18 protein-coding genes are annotated in these 22,808 nt (G+C 39.8%); 5 read left to right on the plus strand and 13 right to left on the minus strand.

Translation table 11 applies throughout. The features are described 5' to 3' along the window. Nucleotides 1-675: 675 nt before the first annotated feature. On the minus strand, nt 676-1,176 hold the full coding sequence (gene tpx, locus QNN06_RS19375; RefSeq protein WP_284035774.1) for a thiol peroxidase: 501 nt from the start codon (nt 1,174-1,176) through the stop codon (nt 676-678). Nucleotides 1,177-1,415: 239 nt separating this feature from the next. Here tpx and QNN06_RS19380 point away from each other — a divergent pair, with 239 nt between their 5' ends. Beyond that, entirely contained in the window at nt 1,416-1,577 is a 162-nt protein-coding gene (locus QNN06_RS19380) for a hypothetical protein (RefSeq protein WP_284035775.1), read from the plus strand. 157 nt (nt 1,578-1,734) lie between these two features. Here the strand turns inward: QNN06_RS19380 and QNN06_RS19385 are convergent, their stop codons facing one another. The 4 genes from QNN06_RS19385 to QNN06_RS19400 all read right to left on the minus strand — a co-directional run bounded on the left by QNN06_RS19385 (nt 1,735) and on the right by QNN06_RS19400 (nt 6,335). Further along, complete coding sequence (locus QNN06_RS19385; RefSeq protein ID WP_284035776.1) at nt 1,735-2,904, minus strand: uracil-xanthine permease family protein; 1,170 nt, start codon at nt 2,902-2,904, stop codon at nt 1,735-1,737. A 241-nt stretch (nt 2,905-3,145) separates the two neighbouring features. After that, nucleotides 3,146-3,796, minus strand: coding sequence for a response regulator transcription factor (locus QNN06_RS19390; RefSeq protein WP_213119199.1), 651 nt, complete (start codon nt 3,794-3,796; stop codon nt 3,146-3,148). Further along, nucleotides 3,796-5,220 carry a PAS domain-containing sensor histidine kinase gene (locus QNN06_RS19395; protein WP_284035777.1) on the minus strand — a complete coding sequence of 475 codons (1,425 nt, stop codon included), beginning with the start codon at nt 5,218-5,220 and terminating at the stop codon, nt 3,796-3,798. The genes QNN06_RS19390 and QNN06_RS19395 overlap by 1 nt, the downstream gene beginning before the upstream one ends. Nucleotides 5,221-5,408: 188 nt before the next feature. Next, nucleotides 5,409-6,335: a hypothetical protein gene (locus tag QNN06_RS19400; RefSeq protein WP_217036365.1), complete on the minus strand. Its 927-nt coding sequence runs from the start codon at nt 6,333-6,335 to the stop codon at nt 5,409-5,411. A gap of 256 nt (nt 6,336-6,591) precedes the next feature. Here QNN06_RS19400 and QNN06_RS19405 point away from each other — a divergent pair, with 256 nt between their 5' ends. From QNN06_RS19405 to QNN06_RS19415, 3 genes are all read left to right on the plus strand, one after another. Continuing rightward, nucleotides 6,592-6,912: a hypothetical protein gene (locus QNN06_RS19405; protein ID WP_213119196.1), complete on the plus strand. Its 321-nt coding sequence runs from the start codon at nt 6,592-6,594 to the stop codon at nt 6,910-6,912. 319 nt (nt 6,913-7,231) lie between these two features. Then, nucleotides 7,232-8,404 carry an LVIVD repeat-containing protein gene (locus QNN06_RS31250; RefSeq protein ID WP_349654919.1) on the plus strand — a complete coding sequence of 391 codons (1,173 nt, stop codon included), beginning with the start codon at nt 7,232-7,234 and terminating at the stop codon, nt 8,402-8,404. Nucleotides 8,405-8,638: 234 nt separating this feature from the next. Then, nucleotides 8,639-9,805, plus strand: a complete 1,167-nt coding sequence (locus QNN06_RS19415; protein WP_249366872.1) for an alpha-helical endospore appendage domain-containing protein — start codon at nt 8,639-8,641, stop codon at nt 9,803-9,805. A gap of 347 nt (nt 9,806-10,152) precedes the next feature. Here the strand turns inward: QNN06_RS19415 and QNN06_RS19420 are convergent, their stop codons facing one another. The 5 genes from QNN06_RS19420 to QNN06_RS19440 form a co-directional block, all read right to left on the minus strand. Then, a complete protein-coding gene (locus QNN06_RS19420; protein WP_284035778.1) occupies nt 10,153-10,860 on the minus strand; it encodes an alpha-helical endospore appendage domain-containing protein in 708 nt (235 codons plus the stop codon). A 370-nt stretch (nt 10,861-11,230) separates the two neighbouring features. After that, nucleotides 11,231-12,724: a PAS domain-containing sensor histidine kinase gene (locus tag QNN06_RS19425; RefSeq protein WP_284035779.1), complete on the minus strand. Its 1,494-nt coding sequence runs from the start codon at nt 12,722-12,724 to the stop codon at nt 11,231-11,233. A 197-nt stretch (nt 12,725-12,921) separates the two neighbouring features. Beyond that, nucleotides 12,922-13,584, minus strand: coding sequence for a DJ-1/PfpI family protein (locus tag QNN06_RS19430; RefSeq protein WP_284035780.1), 663 nt, complete (start codon nt 13,582-13,584; stop codon nt 12,922-12,924). 159 nt (nt 13,585-13,743) lie between these two features. Continuing rightward, complete coding sequence (locus QNN06_RS19435; RefSeq protein ID WP_481819223.1) at nt 13,744-14,790, minus strand: flavin-containing monooxygenase; 1,047 nt, start codon at nt 14,788-14,790, stop codon at nt 13,744-13,746. A 445-nt stretch (nt 14,791-15,235) separates the two neighbouring features. After that, nucleotides 15,236-16,258, minus strand: a complete 1,023-nt coding sequence (locus tag QNN06_RS19440) for a nuclease-related domain-containing protein (protein ID WP_284035782.1) — start codon at nt 16,256-16,258, stop codon at nt 15,236-15,238. A gap of 1,137 nt (nt 16,259-17,395) precedes the next feature. On the opposite strand from QNN06_RS19440, the gene QNN06_RS19445 reads away from it, so the two are divergent. Next, nucleotides 17,396-18,652 carry an MFS transporter gene (locus QNN06_RS19445; RefSeq protein ID WP_284035783.1) on the plus strand — a complete coding sequence of 419 codons (1,257 nt, stop codon included), beginning with the start codon at nt 17,396-17,398 and terminating at the stop codon, nt 18,650-18,652. Between the two features lie 189 nt (nt 18,653-18,841). Here the strand turns inward: QNN06_RS19445 and QNN06_RS19450 are convergent, their stop codons facing one another. The 3 genes from QNN06_RS19450 to QNN06_RS19460 form a co-directional block, all read right to left on the minus strand. Further along, nucleotides 18,842-20,161 (minus strand): alpha/beta hydrolase family protein, encoded by a 1,320-nt coding sequence (locus tag QNN06_RS19450; RefSeq protein WP_284035784.1) that lies wholly within the window; start codon nt 20,159-20,161, stop codon nt 18,842-18,844. Between the two features lie 341 nt (nt 20,162-20,502). Then, on the minus strand, nt 20,503-21,177 hold the full coding sequence (locus QNN06_RS19455) for a DUF2642 domain-containing protein (RefSeq protein WP_284035785.1): 675 nt from the start codon (nt 21,175-21,177) through the stop codon (nt 20,503-20,505). 28 nt (nt 21,178-21,205) lie between these two features. Then, the gene (locus QNN06_RS19460) at nt 21,206-22,573 is read right to left on the minus strand and encodes an arsenic transporter (RefSeq protein WP_213119188.1); all 1,368 of its coding nucleotides are present in this window, start codon (nt 22,571-22,573) and stop codon (nt 21,206-21,208) included. Nucleotides 22,574-22,808 lie beyond the last annotated feature (235 nt).

Genomic DNA, 22,808 nt, shown 5'->3' on the forward strand with positions numbered 1-22,808 from the left:
GTATAAAAGCAATGCATTTTCAAGATTGAAATCAAATTTTATAGGGAGATATTAAAAAGGAATCTTAATTTAATTAACGGTTCACCGTAATGCAACTTCATTAAAAAATCCCATTTAAATAAGAGGTCTTATCCCCAATTAAGTAACCAGCAGAAGTAAAATACGCGGAGATTTTTCGGTTAAATGCAGAATGGAACTTGTTTAGGGGTAAATAGGGGGAGGTTTTCCGATTAAGCAAAGCAAAATCCCCTGTTTTCACGTTTTTCGATTTAATAGGCGGAATATCTCCGTCTATTGAAGCTATTTTTATTGATATTCACTAATTAAGCGAAATTTTTCCTTCTATTTATTGATTCATTATCCGAAGCAACAAAAAGAGTGGACTTCAACAAAAAATGAAAATGAATCTTATCATTCCAGACTTATTAGCATACGACAACGTATCTGAAATGGCTACGTGACAATAAAAATTGTCAACATGTCAAACAATATTTTGATTTTATTTGCGATTTAACCAACCAATTTCACTAAAAACCTTGACATATCAAAAAAAAAAGCAAAGCGAATTTCTACGCGAAATGCTTTGCTTTTCTACTGTCTTTTATAGTTGCGGGTACCTCGAAAAAGAACGGCTTAGCCGCAGGGTTCCCTCCTCTAACTTTAGCTACCATTTAATTATAATACTTCTTTAGCCGATTTTAACGCCGCTTCATAGTTTGGGTGGTCTGTTGATTCATTAACATACTCAACATATGTGACTTGGTCATTTTTATCAACAACAAAAATAGCACGTGCTAATAAACGTAGTTCTTGGATAGCAACACCATATGCTTCACCGAATAAAAGATCACGATGATCTGATAATGTTTGTATGTTTTCAATACCATTTGCTGCACACCAACTTTTCAGTGCAAATGGTAAATCAGCGCTAATAGTAAGCATCTGAACATTATCTAATTTGGAAGCTTCTTCGTTAAAACGACGTGTTTGCGCATCACAAACAGGAGTATCAATAGAAGGTATAACAGATATTAGACGAACCTTCCCGTGTGAATCAGTGAGTGTAACAGGTGATAAATCATTTGCCAGTACCTTAAACTCAGGAGCTTTATCCCCGACCTTTAAGTCGTGTCCAATTTGGGTTACTGGATTTCCCTTCCATGTAAAATTAGCCATTTTTATTCCTCCCTTTAGAGTTAGAGGGTCTATTCAGAATTAGCTTCCTTCTAGATCAACTCTCCACCTGTAGCACCTTTAGCCCATAAATGAAATAATCCCGATCAAAAAGGTCTTTTTCTCAACGATTATATGATATTTACCATACACATATTCTTTATACCTTCATATTAATACGGATTTAACGAGTCCTTTATGTAAATAATACGACTATTAAATAATAATAGAGGAGGATTTATATGCAGCAACAGAATCAACAAGCTAAAGGTAATGCGGGTTCCATGATGCAACCCCAATTTGCCGGAACTGATGCCCAAAAAGTAAAACAAGAAATTCAAAAAGATGTAAATGCAGGACAAGGTGCAATGACTTCCCGAGAGGCAGGAGCAATGCGCGATTAATTTTTACAGGTAGAATTAAAAAAGCAGCAGTTCAGCCGCTGCTTTAAATGGTTCATGGGGACGGTTCTCTTGTTTCATTTTGGTTCACAGAAGGCTTACCACTTTAGGATTTAGGAACAAGTAAACTGATGCCCAAGAACCGTCCCCATGCATCTTTTTAACTTTCGTTCTTAGTTGTAAAATCGGGTACGAGCCAATGGATGAGCAAGCCGGCGATGGTTGCGTAGGCGATACCGTTATGTGCATATCCTACTCCGATAATGAAGATGATTGCCACGATGACCAAATTTTTCATATTTGCCAGGCTTACTTTTTCCTCAATGAGGTGACGAATCCCCATTGCGGCGATCATACCAAACAACAGGATACATATACCGCCCATCACTGCCACTGGAATTGATTGGATTAGAGCTCCAACTTTACCGAACAGGCCAAGGAGAATCGCAATAACAGCAGAACCTTGAATGATCCTGCTGGAAAACTGGCGTGTGATGGCCAGAACCCCGAGGTTTTCAGCATAAGTGGTTTGCGCCGGTCCGCCGACGAATCCGGAGATAAGGGTGGCAAGACCGTTCCCCAATAGAATACGGCCGAATCCAGGATCTTTTGTGACTTCTTTTCCAGTAATCTCGTTTAATACAAACATATGGCCTAAGTCTTCAATAATTGTAACAAGAGCAATCGGTGCCATACCAAGGATGACAACCCATGTGAATTCAGGCATCACGAAATTAGGGAGCGCAAAAATAGGGGCATCTGCAATGTTTTGAAAATCAACATAGCCGCGGGCAGCGGAATAAACATAACCGACGATAAGACCGATGATAATTGGTAAGAGGCGGATCACCTTCGTGCCAGCAAGAGTCGCGATAATGGCGGCAAGAAGGCTCACAATGGCAGCGTCCCAATGTGTCGCGGCCATATTGGTGACGGCTGTTGTCGCCAAGGAAAGCCCGATAATGCTGACAACCGGACCGACGACGACTGGAGGAATTGCTTTTCGCACTTTATCAAAGCCAACTGTGGCAATGATAAGTGATACGAGTGCATAAACAACTGATACGCTGATTAGACCTGCCACCGCTTGACCTGGCGAGTGCAGCTTCCCCACATATAACGCAAGTGGAGCAATAAACGCAAAGGACGAACCTAGATACGTAGGAACTTTTCCACCTGTAATAAGATGGAAGATCAAGGTTCCTACACCACTGGCAATAAGGGCACTTCCTGGATCAAGACCTGTGAGCGCTGGCACCAAAACTGTTGCACCAAACATCGCAAACAAATGTTGTAATGACAATGGTATTGCTCTTAAAAAATTTTTCAATCCTGTTTCCCCCCCCTTTAATAGTTCCTTTGTCTATTCAATGTTAAATATTCGCATAAAAAATATTTTATGTCTTTTTTGTTTACCTTTTTGTATTTTCTGTTTTTACTACGTTCATACACAAAAAAGAGGCTCCCAAAGGAACCCCCATTACACGCTAAAATCAGTGCGATTTTAATTGTGAAATCCACTACTTTTTTATTTATTTTTTCAAATACAGGTACGCCAAATGAGAATGTTATTATTTCAATTCTTCCTCAGGAATCAACCCAAGCTTCTTGGCCTTGGCAATGGTATCGACTCTTGTTCGGACGCCAAACTTTTGGTAAAGAGCCGTCAAGTTATATTCTAATGACCGCTGGCTCATCGCTAGATTGGAGGCGATTTCCCTTGTGCTTTTCCCTTTAGCTAGTTCTGTCAGGATTTGTTCTTCATTGCTGGTTAAAACCACTTTTTCATTAGCAGTGGACTGATCCGATATGATCCCTGGCCTTCTTAATTCTCTGACCAATGAAAGCGGCAGAACTACCTGTTGCCTTAAGGCACTCCTAATTCCCGCAACTAACTCATCCCGCGATGAAGTTTTTGAAAGAAAACCAGAAACACCTGCTTCAACCAGCAAATTAAAATGAGGCTTGATATCGAAGCCTGTATAAATCAATACAGTCAAATCCGGATTATAGGCCAAAGCTTGCTTTGCTAACTCAAGCCCATTTAGGTGTGGCATGTATAAATCGAACAACAATACATCATAATGGTGCAGCTTGATTAAATTCATCGCATTCAATGAACTGTTTTCAACCGTAATGTTGAAATCCGGTTCTTGTTCTAACAGCATTTTGGTACCTTCAATAATGGATAAATGGTCATCTACAATTAAAATATTTACCATTATACTAAACTCCTTTCTAAGTTAATGGGAAGCTGTAAAGCAGCAAATAACCCACATCCCGGCTCCAAACTGATCTCCATCTTCCCTCCAAGACTTTGCGCTCTTTGCTCTACATTTGTTAATCTCAAATGATTCGAGGAAGAACTCTCCCCGATTCCGTCATCACTGTAAACCAGCTTCAATTGATGATCCTCATGGTAGAGATCAAATTTTATTTCATTCGCCCGAGAGTGTTCCTCTGCATGATTAAGGAGTTCCTGCACAATCCGGTAAATCCCGATCGTCTGCTCCTCGCTTAACGGAAGCATGGAGAGATCTTCTGACGTAAAAGTAATTTTATAGGTGGAGCAAACCTGGATATGCTCGAACAAATTTTCCAATGATCTTTTTAGCCCTAATTCTCTTAGCAGCGGAGGGCGTAAGTTATTGCAAGTCACCCGAATATCATGAATGATATCCAACAAGCCCTGTTCAATCCCAACAAGCTTGGTTTTGACTTCCTTGTCTATTTCATAGCGGTTTAAAAGGGATTCCAGTCTACGGTATAAATCAATTTGGTCCTGCAAAACTGTATCATGCAAATCACTCGATAACGTCAATCGCTGCTGTTCCTGCAGATTAAACATCAACCGCAGCACCCATTGCGGCGTTTCCTTACTACGGGTGGCGGTTTCTAGCTGCTGGATCAGATTCTCTATCATATTTAAATTTTCAAAAACCATCATCGAATAATAGGCCAGCGTTTCCAGCCAAATGGATTCCATCTTTTCCCGAATGGTACTTGCATTGATGGACATGATGTATGGGCTCTGCAGCCGCTCGCCTATTTTAATCAGTACCTTGTCGGAGACCGTCTCCATTTTTCCTAATGATAAATGTATATTTTTTGGAAAAATTTTCATTATGGTAGGATTCGAGTTTGGTAAAATGGTTATAAGTTCCTTGATTAGTCTCTCTTCCAGGTCCGCATGTTTCATCACGAAAGAAAGATCATTCGAAAAATTCTTCAGGCTATTTTGTAAAACTTCATGGCGGTTCTTGTGGTACTCGAGCTCTAGTTCCATCCGCTTTCGTTCCGTAATATCTCTAATCGAAACCACTTGAAGATAATTCTCTGTATCTGGAAGCGGCGTGGTTTTACACTCACCATAACGCACTTCCCCATTCTTCCTAATCATTCGATATTCGGAGGTATTACTTTGTTTAGAGGTTAGCAGGTTATGGTGCCTTTGCAGCATATTTTCCTTATCCTCAGGATGAAGAAGGTCAAATCCGTCTCGATTGTGCAGCTCTTCAGGTCTATAACCCAGAGACTCATAAACATTTGGGGTAATATATATAATGTGACGATTTCGATCCACAATCATGAGTACGTCGCTTGTATGATTGAGGATAGTTTGAAAAAATTGCTGGTTGTTATCCATAAAAGCACCACCTAATTTCTCCTCTTATTCTTAGTTTAACTGAAACTTCTATATTCAAACCGCAAAATTCTTGCGTGTTTGGCACACTTTTCGTGCACTTTCTAGATTTTTTGTTTTTTTCTTCACAGCTTTAACGAAAGGGAGAGTCCAGCCTGCCCTCCCCCTCCACATGGTTCACATTCTATTTATTATTCCGTCACTTCAATCACAAACGGAAATGCTCTCACTTTACCATTCTGTTGGAATTCAGCCCAGATTTTATAGATGCCAGGCTTACTAAATGTAGTTTCAAAAATCGGTTCCGTATCATTGGACGGGTGCACATGGAGAAATTTCTTGCCGTACTCATCAAGTATCACCACATGGCCCATTGCTCCTAAATATGGAGTCAAATTGGTTCTGTCAAGATCGAAGGAAAGTTTAACGTTCTCCCCTGCTTTAAAAGAACTGACGGTCATTGTAACCTTTTCCCTATCGACAACCTTGGTGAAATCAGTATCTGGAACTAATGAATGACCATGTGCATCCGTATTTACAACTGGTGAACCAACCACAAATGGAACTGGTTCTACTGCATAAGCATGAGATTTAGGCTTAATGTCGATAAATGCCTTATAATACCCTTCAGGAAGTATATTTCCAATCGTGAACTCACCTTTACCTGTTCGCTCAGGATGTAAATGGTAATACTTCTGAAGCTGTTCGTCGACAATGATCAAATGAAGAATCTTTTCATGATTGACTTCTAAATCATCAATCGGATTTCCTGCCTTATCTTTTAAATAAATTTTAATATTGTCTTTATCATTGTAAACAAAGGTATTTACTTCGCTGCCATCACTATGTGAAGAACCCCCATCATGGCCATGGCTTCCTTCCTCCCCATGAGCGCCCGTTTCCGCTGCCTCGCTGCCATGATCTGAACTCCCCATATCCCCCATGGTATCCATGCTTTCCTTGTTATCCTTATTCTTTTTGTTTTTCGTATTACCCATATCCTGCATTCCCGCCTCTGCAGCTGTTGACTTTTCATCTGCAAACCATTTGTCATAAGCCTGAAAACCTACAATGACAATCGTTACATAAAGCATTCCCGCTATTGCCCATTTTCTCATTTCTTTCACTCCTTATAATGTTGAATGGATAAATTCTTCCATTTATTATGTTCTTAGCATACTGCTAAATGGCTAACTTCAAACCGCAAATCACTTGAATCACCCCGCAAAGTTTTTGATAACCTCCTCCAAAGAAATGGAGGAAAATTGACCATTAAACAAAAAGGGATACATTGCGCTTAGTGACAGGCGAACTAACACTTTCGTATAATAAAAGGGATGAAATACCGATCAAAAATAAGATGGTGAACTCGGAATGAGAATAAATTTATCAGAGAAACAAATGGCGGAAATAATACGAATCGTTCAAAAAGAACTTTTTATTAAAGCAATAGTACCAACAGATGAATATCTATTCATTCACTGTTTTTCGAAAAAACAGAAAGAAACCGTCTATTATCATCTGTTAACAGAAAATGATTCGCTGATTATCCGCTGCTATGCACGCGTGATTGACAACTTCGGACTGACCATAATAATCAGAAGCACTGCTAAAAATGTATTGGAATATCTGATAAACCAAACCGGATTTCAGAACACGATCTATATAGAAAATGGGCTAGAATTTAAATTTTAAAAAAGACGGACTCTAAAGTTAATAAGATATAAAGGGCAGTTAAATTCCAATAGAAAAAGCCTGTATCATTGATTAGCAAGTAATCATTGATACAGGCTTTTTTTAAAAATTTCCTTTTGAACTCCCTTAACCCTCGATGTTTAAAGTAATATCTACTAAATATTGTGCAAATAAAAAACTCCCGCTTTCCCATAGGGAATTACTAGCTTTAATTCTGTAAAAGAATACTTCTTCCGATAACACAGGGACAAGAGTACTGTCCACTTAATAGTTAATTGAGTAAATTATAAAGATAAAATATTTAGGAGTTGAAATAATATTGTCTAATCCCAACATTTCGAATATAACACCTACCATTTCCCTTAGTGTTGGACAAACTGTTCCATTGTTGTTGGCTACCATTGCCCTTGAAGAATTAGCACTCGCACACCTTTTGAATGCTGAAGCCGAAAAACTTCAATTCGTTCTTGGTACATTAACTCCAACAAGGACTACATTTTCCCCAGCAACCCTTTTGTTATCCGACCTTCTGGCTGTTGACTCGAGTGTTCAAAGAACCCTTCGTGATGTCATAAAAAAGGAAATGTTACTTGAATTCAAATTTGAAAATATATTGGATTTAGTAGCCACTATTACACCATCTCCAACGGCATTTCTGTTTGTATCAAATAATGAAGGGAACACGGTATCGATTTTTGATATTACAGATCGGATAAATCCTGCATTTATTCGGGAGTTTGGTGGTCCTCCACAGTTGGAAGGGCCTACTGGACTTGCGATTACAGGTACTACTCTTTATGTCGCAAATTTTAACAGTAGTATGAACAGGAGTTTTATAAGCATTTATGATATTTCTACCCCTACTGACCCTGTATTTGTAAGGACTTTTGGTGAAAGAGGAGAATTAGCTAGACCTATGGGATTGGCGATTTTTAATGACGAACTTTTTGTCGCCAACCAAAACAATAATTCAATACAACAATATAATATTTTCGTTCCTCTTAATCCCACACTTATAGGGCCGATTGTTGAAGGAGAGTTAGTTGGACCTAATGGATTGGCAATCAAAGACAGAACGCTTTACGTAGCCAATCAATTCAGTAACACTATCCAAACTTATCAGATTATCGATTCGATGCCGCAGCCTTCAGGAAGCTTTGGTGATGATGAAGAGTTGGATGGACCAACTGGTTTGGCGGTTAATGGTGACGTTCTCTATGCGGCCAATTTTAACATCAGCAGGGCAGAAGTTTATAGTATTTCTCCTCCTGTTCCTATAAAAATAAACGAGTTTGGGATGGGAGAGTTAAGTGGGGCGCAACATATGGTGATTTACCCACCTAATCCTTGTTACGTCGCCAATATGAACAACAATACGGTATCAATTTATGATGTGTCCTTTCCTCCCAATCCTACTCGTGTCGGGCAGATTACATCACATTTACGGGCACCTGTCGGAGTGGCTATTTTTTTTCCAGGAGCACCTATTTAACCTAAGGAAAAAATGGTTTGCAGGGCGAGCAACGCATCAAAACGGTGGGCATCTTGCCCGACCTTACATATCGTTCATCATTACAAAAAAGTTTTTCTGTTAAACCTGCAACGAGAACTTCTGTACACTACATTCCTTATTTACCTTATACATGGACAAGGGTACAGTCCACTTAATAGTTAATCGAGTAAGGTATATAGAATTAATTTAATATATTTAAGGAGATGAAGAGTATTGTCTAATCCCAGCATTCCAAATATTACTCCTACTATTTCCCTTAGTATAGGACAGACAGTTCCATTGCTTTTGTCTTCCATTGCCCTTGAAGAGTTGGCTCTCGCTCATCTGATGAACGCAGAAGCCGAGAAACTTCAATTTGTTCTTGGCACATTAACCCCAACAAGTACCACATTCTCCCCTGCAACCATTTCGTTGTCCAACCTTCTTGCTGTTGACGCAAGTGTTCAAAGAACGCTTCGTGATGTGATTAAGAAGGAAATGTTGTTAGAATTCAAATTTGAAAATGTTTTAGATTTAATCCAAATCCTTACACCCCCACTTGTTTTATTGGGCCAACAAACATTTACCCTTACAGGAGCGGTGGTAACAACTACTGTTCCAGCAGGTGCAACTACCGCAATAATTCAAGCAATTGGCGCTCAAGGAGGATTGGGAAATGGTGGTACAGTAGGTGGCAGAGGTGCGTCTTTACAGGGTGAATTTGCTGTAACACCAGGAGAATCACTAGCCATACTCCCTGGTGAAATGGGCGGTTCTGGTTCCGGAGGTGGCGGCGGCGGTGGCGGATCCTTTGTATGGAGAGGATCGAAACCTTCCGATCTTACATCGTTAACTTTACTGATTGCAGCCGGAGGTGGTGGTGGTGCTGGAGGCAATAATAGTGGCCTCGGTAATAACGGAGCAGACGCTTCAATATTCGATATCACAAATACTGGTCCCGGAACCACTGGTAATCCAGTTGGCGGTGCTCCAGGTTCTAACGGCATGGGTGGTGCTGGCGGCACCGGTGTCGTTTCCAGCACTACTAGGGGCGGCGGCGGCGGCGGTGCCGGAGTTTTCTCTGATGGTGGAGATGCATTAGACCGTACCGTTGGCGGCGGTGGCGGGATTAGAATTAATAATGATATTAATGGTGGTGCCGGTGGAGTTCCTGGAGACACTGGGTCCCCTGGGGGTTTCGGCGGTGGCGGTGGATCAGGACTTAATGGCGGCGGTGGCGGCGGCTACAGCGGCGGTGGTGGTGGCAGTAGAATAGATGTTGTTTTATCTGCTAGTGGCGGCGGCGGCGGTGGTTCTCGAAACAACGGAACGAACCAAGTCAACACAGCCGGTGTTGGTATCGGAGACGGTCTTGTTAACATATTCTATTTTGGATTTTAAACAACGACTATAGAAATGACAGTACTGGCATTTTTGTCTTAAATAAATCCAACCAATTTTCCGTTGAAATTCAGCATGGAAAGCCTATTCTTTAAGGAGACGGATAAGAATGGGCTTTTTTATGCATTAAACAATTACAGTCGCATTGGTGATTTGTAATCCCGATCCTCCTTACTCATCTCTTATTTTGTAAATTGTAGTAATTGAATTGAATAATATCTAAAAAAAAACCTTTACCCAGCAAAAAAACCCGTATAGGGTTTTTTCATTTTACATGTGACAGCTATGGACAATTCGTAACAACTAGTTCGACATTGCCAACCTGTGTTGTGGTTGCAAAATGGAGGTTACGGACACATTCTAACCATTACTTCACCGGGGGCGATAGTTTGATTAGCTGTAAATACTAGTCCAGCACCGGGTATTGTCAGGGTAGCGGAATCTTGATTACCCATACCACCATCTAATAAAGTAAGTATGAAATTGAAACCTGGTGTACCATTTAATGTTCCCGTTCCTGTAATAGTAAATGTAACCCCCAAATCAGTGCTGACACATGTACCCACAGACCCATCGGGGTTTAAAGTATATTGATCTGCTAAAAATGTAAAAGTAGGAGTGAGTCTAGGAAATTGAAAACCAAAAAGGTCTCTTATTGCTGTATTACATGAGTCTGAACCTTCTCCAGGACCACAGATATCACCACGTCCATCAAGACCGTCACCCATTCTCCTTTGCAGATCAGCTGCTGCGGAACCGTCCCCTACGCGTGTAAATACAGCGTTAGAAATATTAAATGTTACAGCACAAACGCAAAATGGAGAAGGGGGTGGGGGGGCAAGCTCATCAGCAATCGCCTGTTGTACAACCTCATCTGCAAATTCATCCACTTCAAGAAGATCATCAAAAGTGACTGAACCTTCTGTAGATCCCGGTTCAGTCCCGAGAACTTGTTGCACTTTTTCAGCAGCCTCATTGATCTCTTCAGCATTTTCAAGATTTTCTAAAGCATCGGATAAAATTGATTTTGGATCTTTTTCATCTTCAAATTTCACAGTATATGATACCTCACTTTCATAGAAATAAATTCAATGTCCACCAATTCAACTAATGGTAGGAATTCGTTTTTCGACCAACCTACCACTGCCGCTATAACCACTCACTAAAAGTACCTGCAGTACCGCCAGCACCTCTCACAAAGCGAATCGGTATGTACATTAATGCGGTTACATTAGCAATATATTAATGGGTGTTAGTAAATGAATCGGCGCTTGTCTATTATTGATTTATTTTAAAAGCCAATAGGAAAAAAGCCGATTATCCATTTCCTGTGAACTAGGATAATCGGCTTTTTGTATAACTTTGTAAATCATAATACATAAATTTTTATTTAAAAAGTTAATTTACAATAGTAGCTACTATATATTAAACACTAAGTGGTACCTGCAGCTTCACACTCAGGCCCGCTCCTGGCTGTGAAGTGAATTCTATTGTGCCGTTAAGACTCTGAATCCTTTCCCTCATACCAGAAAGCCCCATACTTTTAAAGGACGGAGTTAATTTTTCAGCAGCAAAGCCGACGCCGTCATCCAAATAGTTAAGATGAATACACTCATCCGTTCTGCTTAGATGAAAATGCAGACTACTAGCTTCGGAGTGTTTCGCGGCATTGTTAAGCAACTCTTGAACAATGCGGTAAATTCCGATGGTTTCTTCTTCATTTATCACAAGGCTATCCGTATTCTCGACTGTAAAAATAATTTTAAAGATTGATGATACTTGGGTATAATCAAATAAATTTTCTAAAGCGCTAATTAGGCCCGCTTCCCTTAAAAGCGGTGGACGGAGCTCATTGCAGGTCATTCTAATTTGATGAATCGTGTCCAAAAGCCCTTGAACAATTCCCTTTAGCTGCCGGTCCACTTCACTATCAAATTGGTATTCCTTTAAAACGGATTCCAAGTTTCGATATAAAGCCATTTGATCCTGCAGGACGGTATCATGCAAATCGCTTGATAATTCCATTCTTTGTTTTTCCGATAAGTTAAACAATAATCTTAAAATCCACTGTGGTTTTTCACTTTTTTGAAGGGCTGTTTCCAATTGACTCATCAGACTCTCAATTACATTCAAACTTTCAAAAACCATTACGGTGTAATGAACCAATGTCTCCAGCCAAATCAAATCCATTGATTCCTTGATGGAAGAGGATTTAATGGTGAGAATATAAGCCATTTCTTTCCGGTCACCTATTAAAATATAAATCTGCTCGTTTTCAACCTTGAGTTTTCCAACCGTTAAATTTGTCAAAACAGCCGCCAGACTTACTGGGTACTCCCCTTCTATCGCTTTCGATTCCCGATCATATATCATCATTTGCGGTTCAGAATCCGGGATTACTGTGTTAAGCTCATGTATTAGTCTGCTTTTAAGCTCCGACACCTTCATAACTCCAGATAGGTCCTGTGAGTAGTTTTTTAAACAATTTTGCAGTTCTTGATATCGGTTCTTTCTTCGCTCAAGCTCCGATTCCATTCTTTTTCTCAATGTAACATCCCGAATGGACACAACGATAAGATTGTCGGGATGGTTTTGAACCGGCATGACCCGCGATTCAAAATATTTTAATTCGCCGTTTTTATGAAACACGCGATATTCGTCCACCCTTGGTTCACCTGTCGCGATCGCTTCTTTATGTGATTGCATCAGTCGATCCCGGTCTTCCGGTAAAAGGGGATCAAATGCATTTACCCCAACAAATTCTTCCGGACGATAGCCTAAAATTGTTTCGACAGATGGTGTAGCAAACTGAACGATTTGATGTTGGTCAACAATCAAAAGGATATCGAGTGTATGCTTTGCAATCGTTTCAAATTCCCAGTTCATATAGGTCTTATTTTCCAAACTTTCACCGCCCATGGATAAAATTTCCTATAAATCCCATTTTACACGATGAACTAAGAATTGAATACATAATGTTCTTTCCAGTACGTACTTTTTTCATTTTAATGGTTGGATATGAAAAAAAATCTTTTCCCTGTAATGGCTTGTCTGTTTTATACGAATAAAGGGAGGGGCTGCAATTTCGGCACCCCCTCAAGATTTGTTGGTATAGGTTAAATTTCAATATCTGCCTTTAATCTCCAGTCATACGGGTATTCTTCAGTAGCCGCCGTCCTTTCTGCCGCAGTTTCACCCATTAATTTTCCAACAAGATACAGTGACATGTCGATACCAGCTGATACACCTGCAGAGGTAAGAATATTTCCCTGATCGACATAACGCACCTTTGAAACAACCGTAATATCTGGATAATTCGATTTTAAGTAATCTAAAGCTAGAAAGTGGGTGGTTGCTTTTTTTCGAGATAGAACACCTGCTTCGGCCAAAATGACTGCACCGGAGCAAACAGAGGCAACGATACCGCCTGATTCGTAGAAATCCGAAATCCACTTGATTAACTCTTTATTTTCAACACATTTATGGATGGCATATAGCGGCCCGCCAGGAACAATTAAAATATCTATTTTAAACTCATTGCTCTGAAAGCCATAATCAGGTTGGACCTCAAGGCCATTATGAGAAGAAATGATTCCCCCAGTTTGCGAAATCGTTTTAACAGTAAAAGGTCTTTCTTCAACCGTTAGGCCTTCTGTTAACATTTTCGAAACTTTGTCATCTTCAAATACGGTAAGAGAAAATACTTCAAACGGCCCAGCATAATCTAGTACATCTACATCCTCAAACAGCAATATACCTACATTCCATTGTTTTTTCATAATAATCCTCCCCAAACTAATCATTAATGGATGATACATTCCTATCATAGAACTCAAGTAGTCTTTAAAAACCGCAAAAAAAGCGTTAACTCGCGCAATCATTTTTCAGTTTCCCGCAATAAGCCTAGGCAAAAAAAACGCCAAACAGCAAATTCAGTTTTATAAGTCTTTCTTTATCATGCATTTATAAAGATACTCCGCATCGTCCCCAACGCCTAAAAGCAGGGCCGATCCCCTGCGGTGCTGCCATGGCAAACCAAGAAAATAGAGTCCGTCAATTTCCGTTACCCCTCTTTCATGCTTTACCTTTCCGTTAGAATCGAGAAGATTGGGGATATCAATCCATGAATAGTTCGGAGTAAAGCCAGTAGCCCAAATAATATTTTTTATGGTTATGGAGGTGAGATCCTCAAATTGAATTTCATTTTTAAGAACAGACTTGGTTCGGTTCTTTACTTTGACACTATGATTCTTTATCTTCTCCCTTAGTTCGTATCCGAAAATGGGGTCACCTTGAACTTGGATCTTTTTACCAATGAAAGAGTGACGATCTGCCTTTAATATCCCCAGTTTATCAAACCACCAGAAAATGCTCTTGCCAGCTTTATTTAAAGGCATGAAGCGGATTTTTTGACTAACAGATAAGTATGTTTCATGACTTTCCGATAGTTCTACCGCGATTTGGGCACCCGAATTTCCGCCACCTACCACTAATACAGGACCATCCTGCAGCTGAGATGGGTTTTTATATTCTGAAGAATGAAGCTGCGTTAATTCTATTGAGAGTTCTTTCGCAAAGGATGGAATACACGGTGTGTGGAATGGACCTGTGGCGATGACAATTCTCTTTGTTTTTATCATTAAATCGTTTGTTGATATGACAAAAATATCCTTTTCCTTTCGTACTTTTTGTACCTGAGTATTGAACTTTATTGGCAAATCAAATGCTTGAACATATTGATCGAGATAATCTGCAATTTCATCTTTTGTTGGAAACCCCTTCGGATCACCTGGTAAAGGCAAACCAGGTAACGAGCTATATAATCGCGGTGTAAACAAAATGAGAGAATCATAACGATTTCGCCAAACATCTCCTGCCCTGCTTTGATTATCAAGGATCAAAAACGAAAACTCTGTTTGCTTCAAGTAGTAACCCATTGATAAACCAGCTTGCCCGCCACCAACAACAACCACCTCGTAAATCATAAACAAGCCCCCCTTGTATCCATATAAATTCCCATTCCATTTGGTATGAAATCATCTTACGGCAGAAGAAGAAGTTACAACGCGCAAAAATGAGCTCCACCCCCGCAAAGATTTGTAGGGCCTGCGAAACCTAAATTTTAACTATCCCTCCTTTTTTATGTAAATCTAAACTTCTATATAAATCAACTAGTTTCACTTTTGCGGGGAATCAACACTATTCTGGAAAAATTAGAGGTTTATTTGCGAAACCGGGAAATATATTTGCGATATCCCCCTATTTATTTGCGAACCTAAAAGAGAAGAGGGAACTCCCTAAATTTATTTCCGATCTATAACGAAATATTTGCGAGCCCAAGATAAATATTTGCGAAAACCCCCTATTTATTTGCAAACCCAAATCAGAAAATTGTGCTCCTAAAATTTTTATTGAGAGAGCCATCTGATATTAATTTCCGCTTCTCGCTTTTCTGCTCATATTTTTAACTTCCTTTTTAGGATCCCAAGGAAAACTAGCGGGCGAATACGTCCGCGTCTTTTTCGCACCGGAAGAAATAAGATTTAAGGAACGGAGGATTCTTCCGGCGGTATGTATGCAATCCAAACGAGCAAATTCTCGGAACTGCTTGTTTGTGATTTTCAAATCATACAGCAAAAAATAGTCCATTAACATATTTATATGAGCATCCTTGGAATAAGTTTGGCAGGTAGGACAATACCATTTACGCTTTTTGCGAATAAGAGGATGATGAAACGTAGGGCACAGAGCACCAGATATTAAGTCTGATTTTTGAATTCCGAACTTTTCTAACACGAAGTTTGTCGGAGGAGTATTCATTTTAATGAGGAGCCGGGATAATCTTCGCATATCCTTCGTGTCAAGTACAGGAGTTTTATAAAAACCTTCAAACATTTTAATTCTATTAAGGAACGCATCGGCCTTGCAAATCCGCTTTTTCACCTTTCCCGATTCTGGGCCAGTAACAACATATGTTGCATACGGATTGCTTAGGATGACCACATAATCAACCGGAACTGGAGGGAAGTTGTGCGCTGCCAGTAGTTTTTGTAAGTATTCTTGATGCCGTTCTTCTTGAGCAATTGGATTAGGATATCCTTTAATTTCTCCATGCCACTCTTGAATAAACTGTTTGTTTTCAGTGTCAAACGTTAGGTTTCCACCTATATTTTTCGAACCTACAGCAATAATGGAATCTGAACTAATTAGGAGTGTATCAATTTGGCAGTTGTACGGGCCATCAGGTAGGTTTAAATCGTGGAGTATGAAGTATTTCTGTTCTGGAAGGGATCGATAGTAGAAATCGAGCGACTCTTCGCCTTTGTAGCCAATCAACCTCCTTCGATGTTCGTCCTCAATCATTGGATATCTAGGGTGACTTTTCGGGAGCCGCCTCAAAATAGCCTCTAAGATGAGAATAATAAGCGGAACTACTCTTACTTTCAGTATCAAAATAACTCCTCCTTTCTATTTTCGAAAAATAAATTCTCTCACAATATCGAAAATCCTGCTGAAATTTATCGAAAGATATTAAAACATTGTGTCTATTCTTTTTCTAGAAGCCTATAAAAATTACCTTTTTATTAAATTCCAATCTAATACCTACTAATTTGCACAGGCTTTGAAACTTATTTGTGGTATCTTCCAATATATTTGTGAATCTCATCCTTTTATTTGCGAATCCCCTCGATATATTTGCGAATTATTACAAGTAGGGCCCGCCTCCACAAGTTATTTGCGAATACTCACTGTTTATTTGCGATTCTACTCCTTTTATTTGCGAATCCCCTCATATATTTGTGGATCTAAAAAAAAGCATCGGCCCCCCACAAGTTATTTGCGAATACTCACTGTTTATTTGCGAATTTACTCCTTTTTTTTGCGAATCCCCCCGATATATTTGCGGTTCTAAACAAGAAGGACCTGCCTTCCACAAGTTATTTGCGAATACTCACTGTTTATTTGCGAATCTACGCCTTTTATTTGCGAATCCCCCCGATATATTTGCGGATCCAAAAAAGAAGGGCTGGCCCCAACAAGGTATTTGCGAAAACTCACTGTTTAATTGCGAATTTACTCCTTTTATTTGCGAATCCCCCCCATATAATTGCGGATCTAAAAAAGAAGGACCTGCCCCCACAAGTTATTTGCGAATACTCACTCTTTATTTGCGATTCTCCTCCTTTTATTTGCGAATCCCCCCATATATTTACGGTTCTAAACAAGAAGGAGCTGCCTCATCAAGTTATTTGCGAATACTCACTCTTTATTTGCGATTTTCTTCCTTTTATTTGCGAATCCCCCCATAATTTTCGGTTCTAAACAAGAAGGACCTGCTCCAACAAGTTATTTGCGAAAACTCACTGAATAATTGCGAATCTACTCCTATAATTGCGAATCTCCTCCTTTTATTTGCGGATTCTTCCACCTTATTTTGCGGTAATCATGCTGTATGTTTGCGGTTTTGGCTTCTCCAAACTGGCGTAAGATAGTTTCAAAGCAAACGAAGCCGATTCTTAAGAACTAGCCGCCTTAAGAATCACAAGCTGAATTTTCGCTTTCCTAAAAATTTGAAAGGGTGTTGTAATTATGTCAAGTCAACCACAAATCCAGGCACCAACGATGAAATCGTTGTTTGCCAATCGCTTTGTTCAATCGATATTATTATCAGGACTGTTTTTACAGTTAGGCATCTGGGTCCGAAACTTTGCCATCTTAATGTTCGTAACAGAACAAACCAATAAGGATCCATTCGCAATTTCAATGATTTCCGTTGCTGAATTCGGGCCAATCTTCTTATTCTCCTTTATCGGCGGGACCTTTGCCGACCGGTGGAGACCGAAACGTACGATGGTCTTATGTGATCTGCTAAGTGCACTGTCCATATTCGCTGTATTACTGGCGCTCGTATTTGGCGGCTGGAAAGCCATCTTTTTCGCCACCCTAGTGTCATCTGTTTTGTCTCAGTTTTCACAGCCATCTGGTATGAAATTGTTTAAGCTTCATGTACCTGAATCCTTAATGCAGCTTGGGATGTCCATGAATCAAACGCTTCAATCTATTTTTACGGTATTGGGACCCATCATTGGTACGCTGATCTACTTCCAATTCGGTATCGATGTATCGATCGCCATCATGGGCATTTGTTTTCTATTATCCGCTCTTGTTCTTGCGTTCTTGCCTGCTGATCAAAAGGTAGAAACGGTTTTGACAACAAATGTTTCAGCGGAGATGAAGATGGGTTTGCGTTATGTATTTTCAAATAAGCTTTTCCTTTATATGGGGGGATTTTTCCTTGCCGCTGGTATGGGGCTTGGCCTTGTCAACCCGCTGGGAATATTCTTGGTCACTGAGAATCTAGGATTATCTGCACAAAACCTGCAATGGTTTACCGCTTTAAATGGTGCAGGTATGATCCTTGGCGGGGTTGGAGCAATGGCGCTCTCCAAAAAGATCACACCGCAAAAGATGCTACTGATTGGATTTATTTCGAGTGCCGTATCTGTTGCGGTATTGGGGTCTGTTAATCTCGTTTGGGCAGCCTTACTGGCTCAATTCGTATTCGGAATTATGGGCCCGCCTATCCATATTGCGTGTAATACATTGATTTTAACAAACGCCGAAGAATCTTTTGTAGGTCGAGTCAATGGAATCTTAAACCCTCTATTTATGGGTGGAATGGTGTTAAACATGAGCTTAGTAGGTCTATTAAAGGCAGAATATCCGCTTATTGTTATGTATCTAATGGCATCCTCTCTATTCCTAATCGGTGCATTAACTTTACTCCCAATGCTAAAGCTTAAATCAGCCAAACAGGTAAAAGCTATCCCTATGCAGCACCATTAAAAAGGCATGAGAGAATAGTAGACAAAAGGCACCCGAATGAGTGATTCGGGTGCCTTTTATTTGGATAAAAGAATTGACCGCTTTTTAAATTCCCGGGAGTGCTATTCTTCAACACAAGGCTTCTTTCGTGTTCGTTACTTGTTCTATTCCTTTGCTAATTTCTCACGTCATCTCCAATCACAATCATTTCTAGTACGTTTTAGCGGCATGAAAACTACCTTCATCCTTCACGTAACTATTAAAGAATTCTAGGACAATCTCATTCATCGTTTCAAGCACTTTGTATTTATCAGCAGCATGAGCGGTAGTGCTCTTATCTGTTGAACCATTAATCATCTTGGCAAAAAACGGTGATACAACAGGTAAATCAGTTAGGCTCAAGTGATTTGTTCCTTTTATAAACACCTCATATGCATCAGGAGCAGTGTCCGAGATATACTTTTGCGGCAGCACGAGATTTGGGTCAGTAACGCTATCCATTAAATTCTTCATCGTATCCGTATAAATACTTAGCAATGGGACCGGATAAATATCTTTATTAATGACTGGCTTGCCATCCTTCACTCCTAACTCTTCTCCAAGCAAGTCTGCATCCAGATTGATGACAGCAGCGATATCATGACGATCTCTGCCAAGCTTTGCAGCTGCGGCACCACCTAAGGAATGACCAATTAAACCGATTTTATTTGTGTCGATCAGTTGATACACTTCATCCGAAGCCTGATTACTCGCTTGTTGCTTTATGGTATTCATTACAAAATTGATGTCGTCTGTTCTCAATTTCAACCACTTTTGCTCGAGCTTAAAGGAAGTCTCCTCATCATATACGCCATTATTCGCATCCTGCACTTCCTGCATAAAAGACTGATCTGCCAACGTCATATTGCCATCACTATCTCTCGTATACAAAGAATGATAGGGATGGTCAATCGATACAACGACATACCCGTTACTTGCTAGATTTTCAAAAGTAGAAGAATTACTTGCCTTAATTCCAAACGCACCATGAGAAAAGACGATAAGTGGATATTTCCCTATTGCATTCTTTGGATACCAAAATTCAATATTTACCTTTCTCTTCTCCTCTGAATCGGTGAAAGTTTCGTTTCGCTTGTCATCTGTTAACGTAAACATTTTTGTCGTGACATCGTAAAAGCCAGTTGCTGCTACTGCCTTATGCTGTGGAAAAATGATGGCAGGTAACAATGCAACAGCGATCAATACCCATGTCCCAACCGCCTTAAAGATGTTCCCGACAGGACGATATTTCTTCTCTTCCTTGTTTCTTAGTAATGAAATAACGGCGATGATTCCAAAAATCAGAAGCACAGCTGCTGGGATCTCCCACCTGAGACTCCACTTGATGATGGTTACGAATACTACGAAAACAATAAGCGCGCTAATGCGCACCCAATTTCTGATGCGCTTCTGGTTGGATTTAGTCTTGATGCTGTAAACTGCTAACCCAACCTCGATTATCCCTGCTAAAATAAGTAAGACAATCCCCATAAATTTCTCCCCCATTTTACAAATCCATCTTGATACCAGTGCCGTCATTTAATGGTTTGTTTTCCTTTATTTATGAAAAGAGTTAATGCTAAACCGACAAAATAATTTTTAGCCTGAACAAAATTAAAGTCAATAACATATCATAACCATAGGTAGGACACCAGAAAAAAAAGACCGTGACAAAAACGACACGGTCAAATATAGCGTTAACGTTGATTCAATAATCCATTCTCGTCTGCCAACAGAATGGATTATTCATTTTGTTTATATTGACTAAACACGACATTACTCTGCCTTTCTTTAATGTTGTTATATCAATCTCTCAAGTTTTCACATCGTTGTTAAGGTAATTGTACTGTTTTAATATGCTCCACATTCCGATAGATCCGTTCCCCTTCGGCTGTGACTAAAGCGATTTTGTTATATTGAATCTTTTGGAGTACGCCTATTTTTTCAGGATCATCTCCACCATCAATAATGACAAGTTGATTTTCAAATTTTTTCAACTGCTCATCAAACGACCTTGCCAAAGCAGTGGATTTAGGCATAAGGGGCAGATTTTCACTTGTTAAGGAATATGGTGTTGTATTTGGCGGATAGGGAATGAGCCATTTCACATGATTCATTGAGATACACATTGTTTTATATACAGGTGAGTGAAATACGAAATAGTCGTTCATAATGCTAGTTAGGTAGCCATGAATGGATTTATTCCCTGTAACATAAACATTCAAGAACAATCCTTTAGCAACAGTTAATGCCTTTCGAAAAGAAATGGCATCTGTTTCAATTGGTTTTTCCGTCGGTGGGATATTAGTAAAATCTTCTTCTTCTAATTCAGTTTCTTTTAATCTTTGTACATGAATGAATGGAATATAAATGAAACGATGGTTTTTGCTATCGTACAAGACGATGATGTCTAATCCGCTATCTAACAGGATTCCTTTGTGAAAATTTCCTCCCGAAAGTTCAACTTCAATTTTCTTTCCTATTAAATCAACAAAATCAATCGGCATCTTAATTCTCCTTTTTCACTAAAATATCTTAATGCGAAAGAGCGCCGCCAAAAAGCCAAGAAACCCAATAATATAAAACGACTAGGGTAAACAGAGTTGCAGGTGGTATGACGACAACCGTAATTTTGATATACTCCCACCAACTGATCATTACTTTTCCTTTCCTTACGATATGCATCCACATCAATGTAGCAAGGGTTCCCATCGGAAGCAGCAACGAGCCCATATCGCTGCCAATCACGTTCGCCAAGTAGGCAATTTTCAATTCGAGCAAACTAAGATCCATATGGGTTAAGGTAAGTGTTCCAACCATGAGGGCTGGGTGATTATTAAAAATATTGGAGAGAACGGATAGGAGCACGCCCATCATGACACTCGCGTGGAGCAGGCTTCCAGAAACTATCGGTTCCATGAAACCAATCAACCAGTCTGTCAATCCGATGTTATTGAGACCGTAAATGATGGTATACATACAAAAGGCGAAAACGATAATATACCACGGCGTTTTCTTCAGCATATCGGCTGGGGAGATTTTTAAGTATGCCCATCTCCATGCTAAAAGAATAAGCGAACCGATTACAGCCATTAGAGAAACGGGAATGCCCAAAAATGAAGCAACAAACAGGCTGCAACGGACAGCAAACACGAACAGCAAAACATTACGCATAAATCTTGAACGGGCTTTTTCTGAAGGATGTTCAACACCTTTAGCTGGTTTAAGCGGGTGATACTTTGAACTTGTCAGCCCTGAAACATTCGTAGGAACGGTTTTCGGTAAGATTTTCTTAAAACGAAGGAACAAGAACCAAGTCAGCAGCAGTAATCCTAGCGTTGCAGGTACAAACATCATCGCCGTATGCAGCCACAAATCCATATGGACGATTTTAAGGGCAATTAAATTTACAATGTTACTTACTCCAATTGGGGCACTGGAAGCAGTCGCAATTAGCGCTCCAGATAGCAAATACGGAATTTTCTGATGGTTTTTTAAACCCATGTTGTTTAACAACATGACTAAGATTGGGGTTGTGATTAAGATACTTCCATCGTTATTGAAGAAAAGTGTCATAAGAAAGCACAAAAGATTGACATACCAGAATAAACGTATTCCTGACCCCTTTGCTCTTTCTGCGAGCTTCTCAGCCATCCAGCTAAAGAACCCAAAACTTTCTAATACAATTGCCATGACAATCGTTGCCATGATCGTAATCGCAGCACCACTTATGGTTTCTGAAATGATCCCCAGGTCTGATAATGAAACACTTCCACTAAGGACGACAATAACCGCACCGATTGCGGCAGGTATCGCTTCATTGATGCCTTTTGGCCGCCAAAGAATAAGTCCGAGGGTAACCAAAAAAGTCACAATGGTGATCCAGACGGTTAAATGGACCATATTTTTTCTCCCTTCATTTTGTGATTTCTCAGGAAGTATCCTGAGACCACATACCCTCCTCTACAATCGTTCCGCTGATGTCCCCCCCTACCATCTGTCCCTCTTGTGTTGTTGTACTTTATCCTATGAAAAACGAATAAGACAGGCTTTAGACTTGTACCCTTTTTTCAATAAATCAACTGGAGTCTAAAAAATAATCACAATATAACTTTACCGATGTCCAAACAGAAGGAAA

The sequence above is a fragment of the Neobacillus sp. 114 genome (assembly GCF_030127045.1).
Taxonomy (GTDB): Bacteria; Bacillota; Bacilli; order Bacillales; family Cytobacillaceae; genus Neobacillus; species Neobacillus rhizophilus.

What these genes read in the sequence shown, in the direction of transcription:
- tpx (WP_284035774.1), bottom strand. Translation starts at nt 1,176, where the DNA reads ATGGCTAATTTTACATGGAAGGGAAATCCAGTAACCCAAATTGGACAC.
- QNN06_RS19380 (WP_284035775.1), top strand. Translation starts at nt 1,416, where the DNA reads ATGCAGCAACAGAATCAACAAGCTAAAGGTAATGCGGGTTCCATGATG.
- QNN06_RS19390 (WP_213119199.1), bottom strand. Translation starts at nt 3,796, where the DNA reads ATGGTAAATATTTTAATTGTAGATGACCATTTATCCATTATTGAAGGT.
- QNN06_RS19395 (WP_284035777.1), bottom strand. Translation starts at nt 5,220, where the DNA reads ATGGATAACAACCAGCAATTTTTTCAAACTATCCTCAATCATACAAGC.
- QNN06_RS19400 (WP_217036365.1), bottom strand. Translation starts at nt 6,335, where the DNA reads ATGAGAAAATGGGCAATAGCGGGAATGCTTTATGTAACGATTGTCATT.
- QNN06_RS19405 (WP_213119196.1), top strand. Translation starts at nt 6,592, where the DNA reads ATGAGAATAAATTTATCAGAGAAACAAATGGCGGAAATAATACGAATC.
- QNN06_RS19425 (WP_284035779.1), bottom strand. Translation starts at nt 12,724, where the DNA reads ATGGGCGGTGAAAGTTTGGAAAATAAGACCTATATGAACTGGGAATTT.
- QNN06_RS19430 (WP_284035780.1), bottom strand. Translation starts at nt 13,584, where the DNA reads ATGAAAAAACAATGGAATGTAGGTATATTGCTGTTTGAGGATGTAGAT.
- QNN06_RS19435 (WP_481819223.1), bottom strand. Translation starts at nt 14,790, where the DNA reads ATGATTTACGAGGTGGTTGTTGTTGGTGGCGGGCAAGCTGGTTTATCA.
- QNN06_RS19445 (WP_284035783.1), top strand. Translation starts at nt 17,396, where the DNA reads ATGTCAAGTCAACCACAAATCCAGGCACCAACGATGAAATCGTTGTTT.
- QNN06_RS19450 (WP_284035784.1), bottom strand. Translation starts at nt 20,161, where the DNA reads ATGGGGATTGTCTTACTTATTTTAGCAGGGATAATCGAGGTTGGGTTA.
- QNN06_RS19455 (WP_284035785.1), bottom strand. Translation starts at nt 21,177, where the DNA reads ATGCCGATTGATTTTGTTGATTTAATAGGAAAGAAAATTGAAGTTGAA.
- QNN06_RS19460 (WP_213119188.1), bottom strand. Translation starts at nt 22,573, where the DNA reads ATGGTCCATTTAACCGTCTGGATCACCATTGTGACTTTTTTGGTTACC.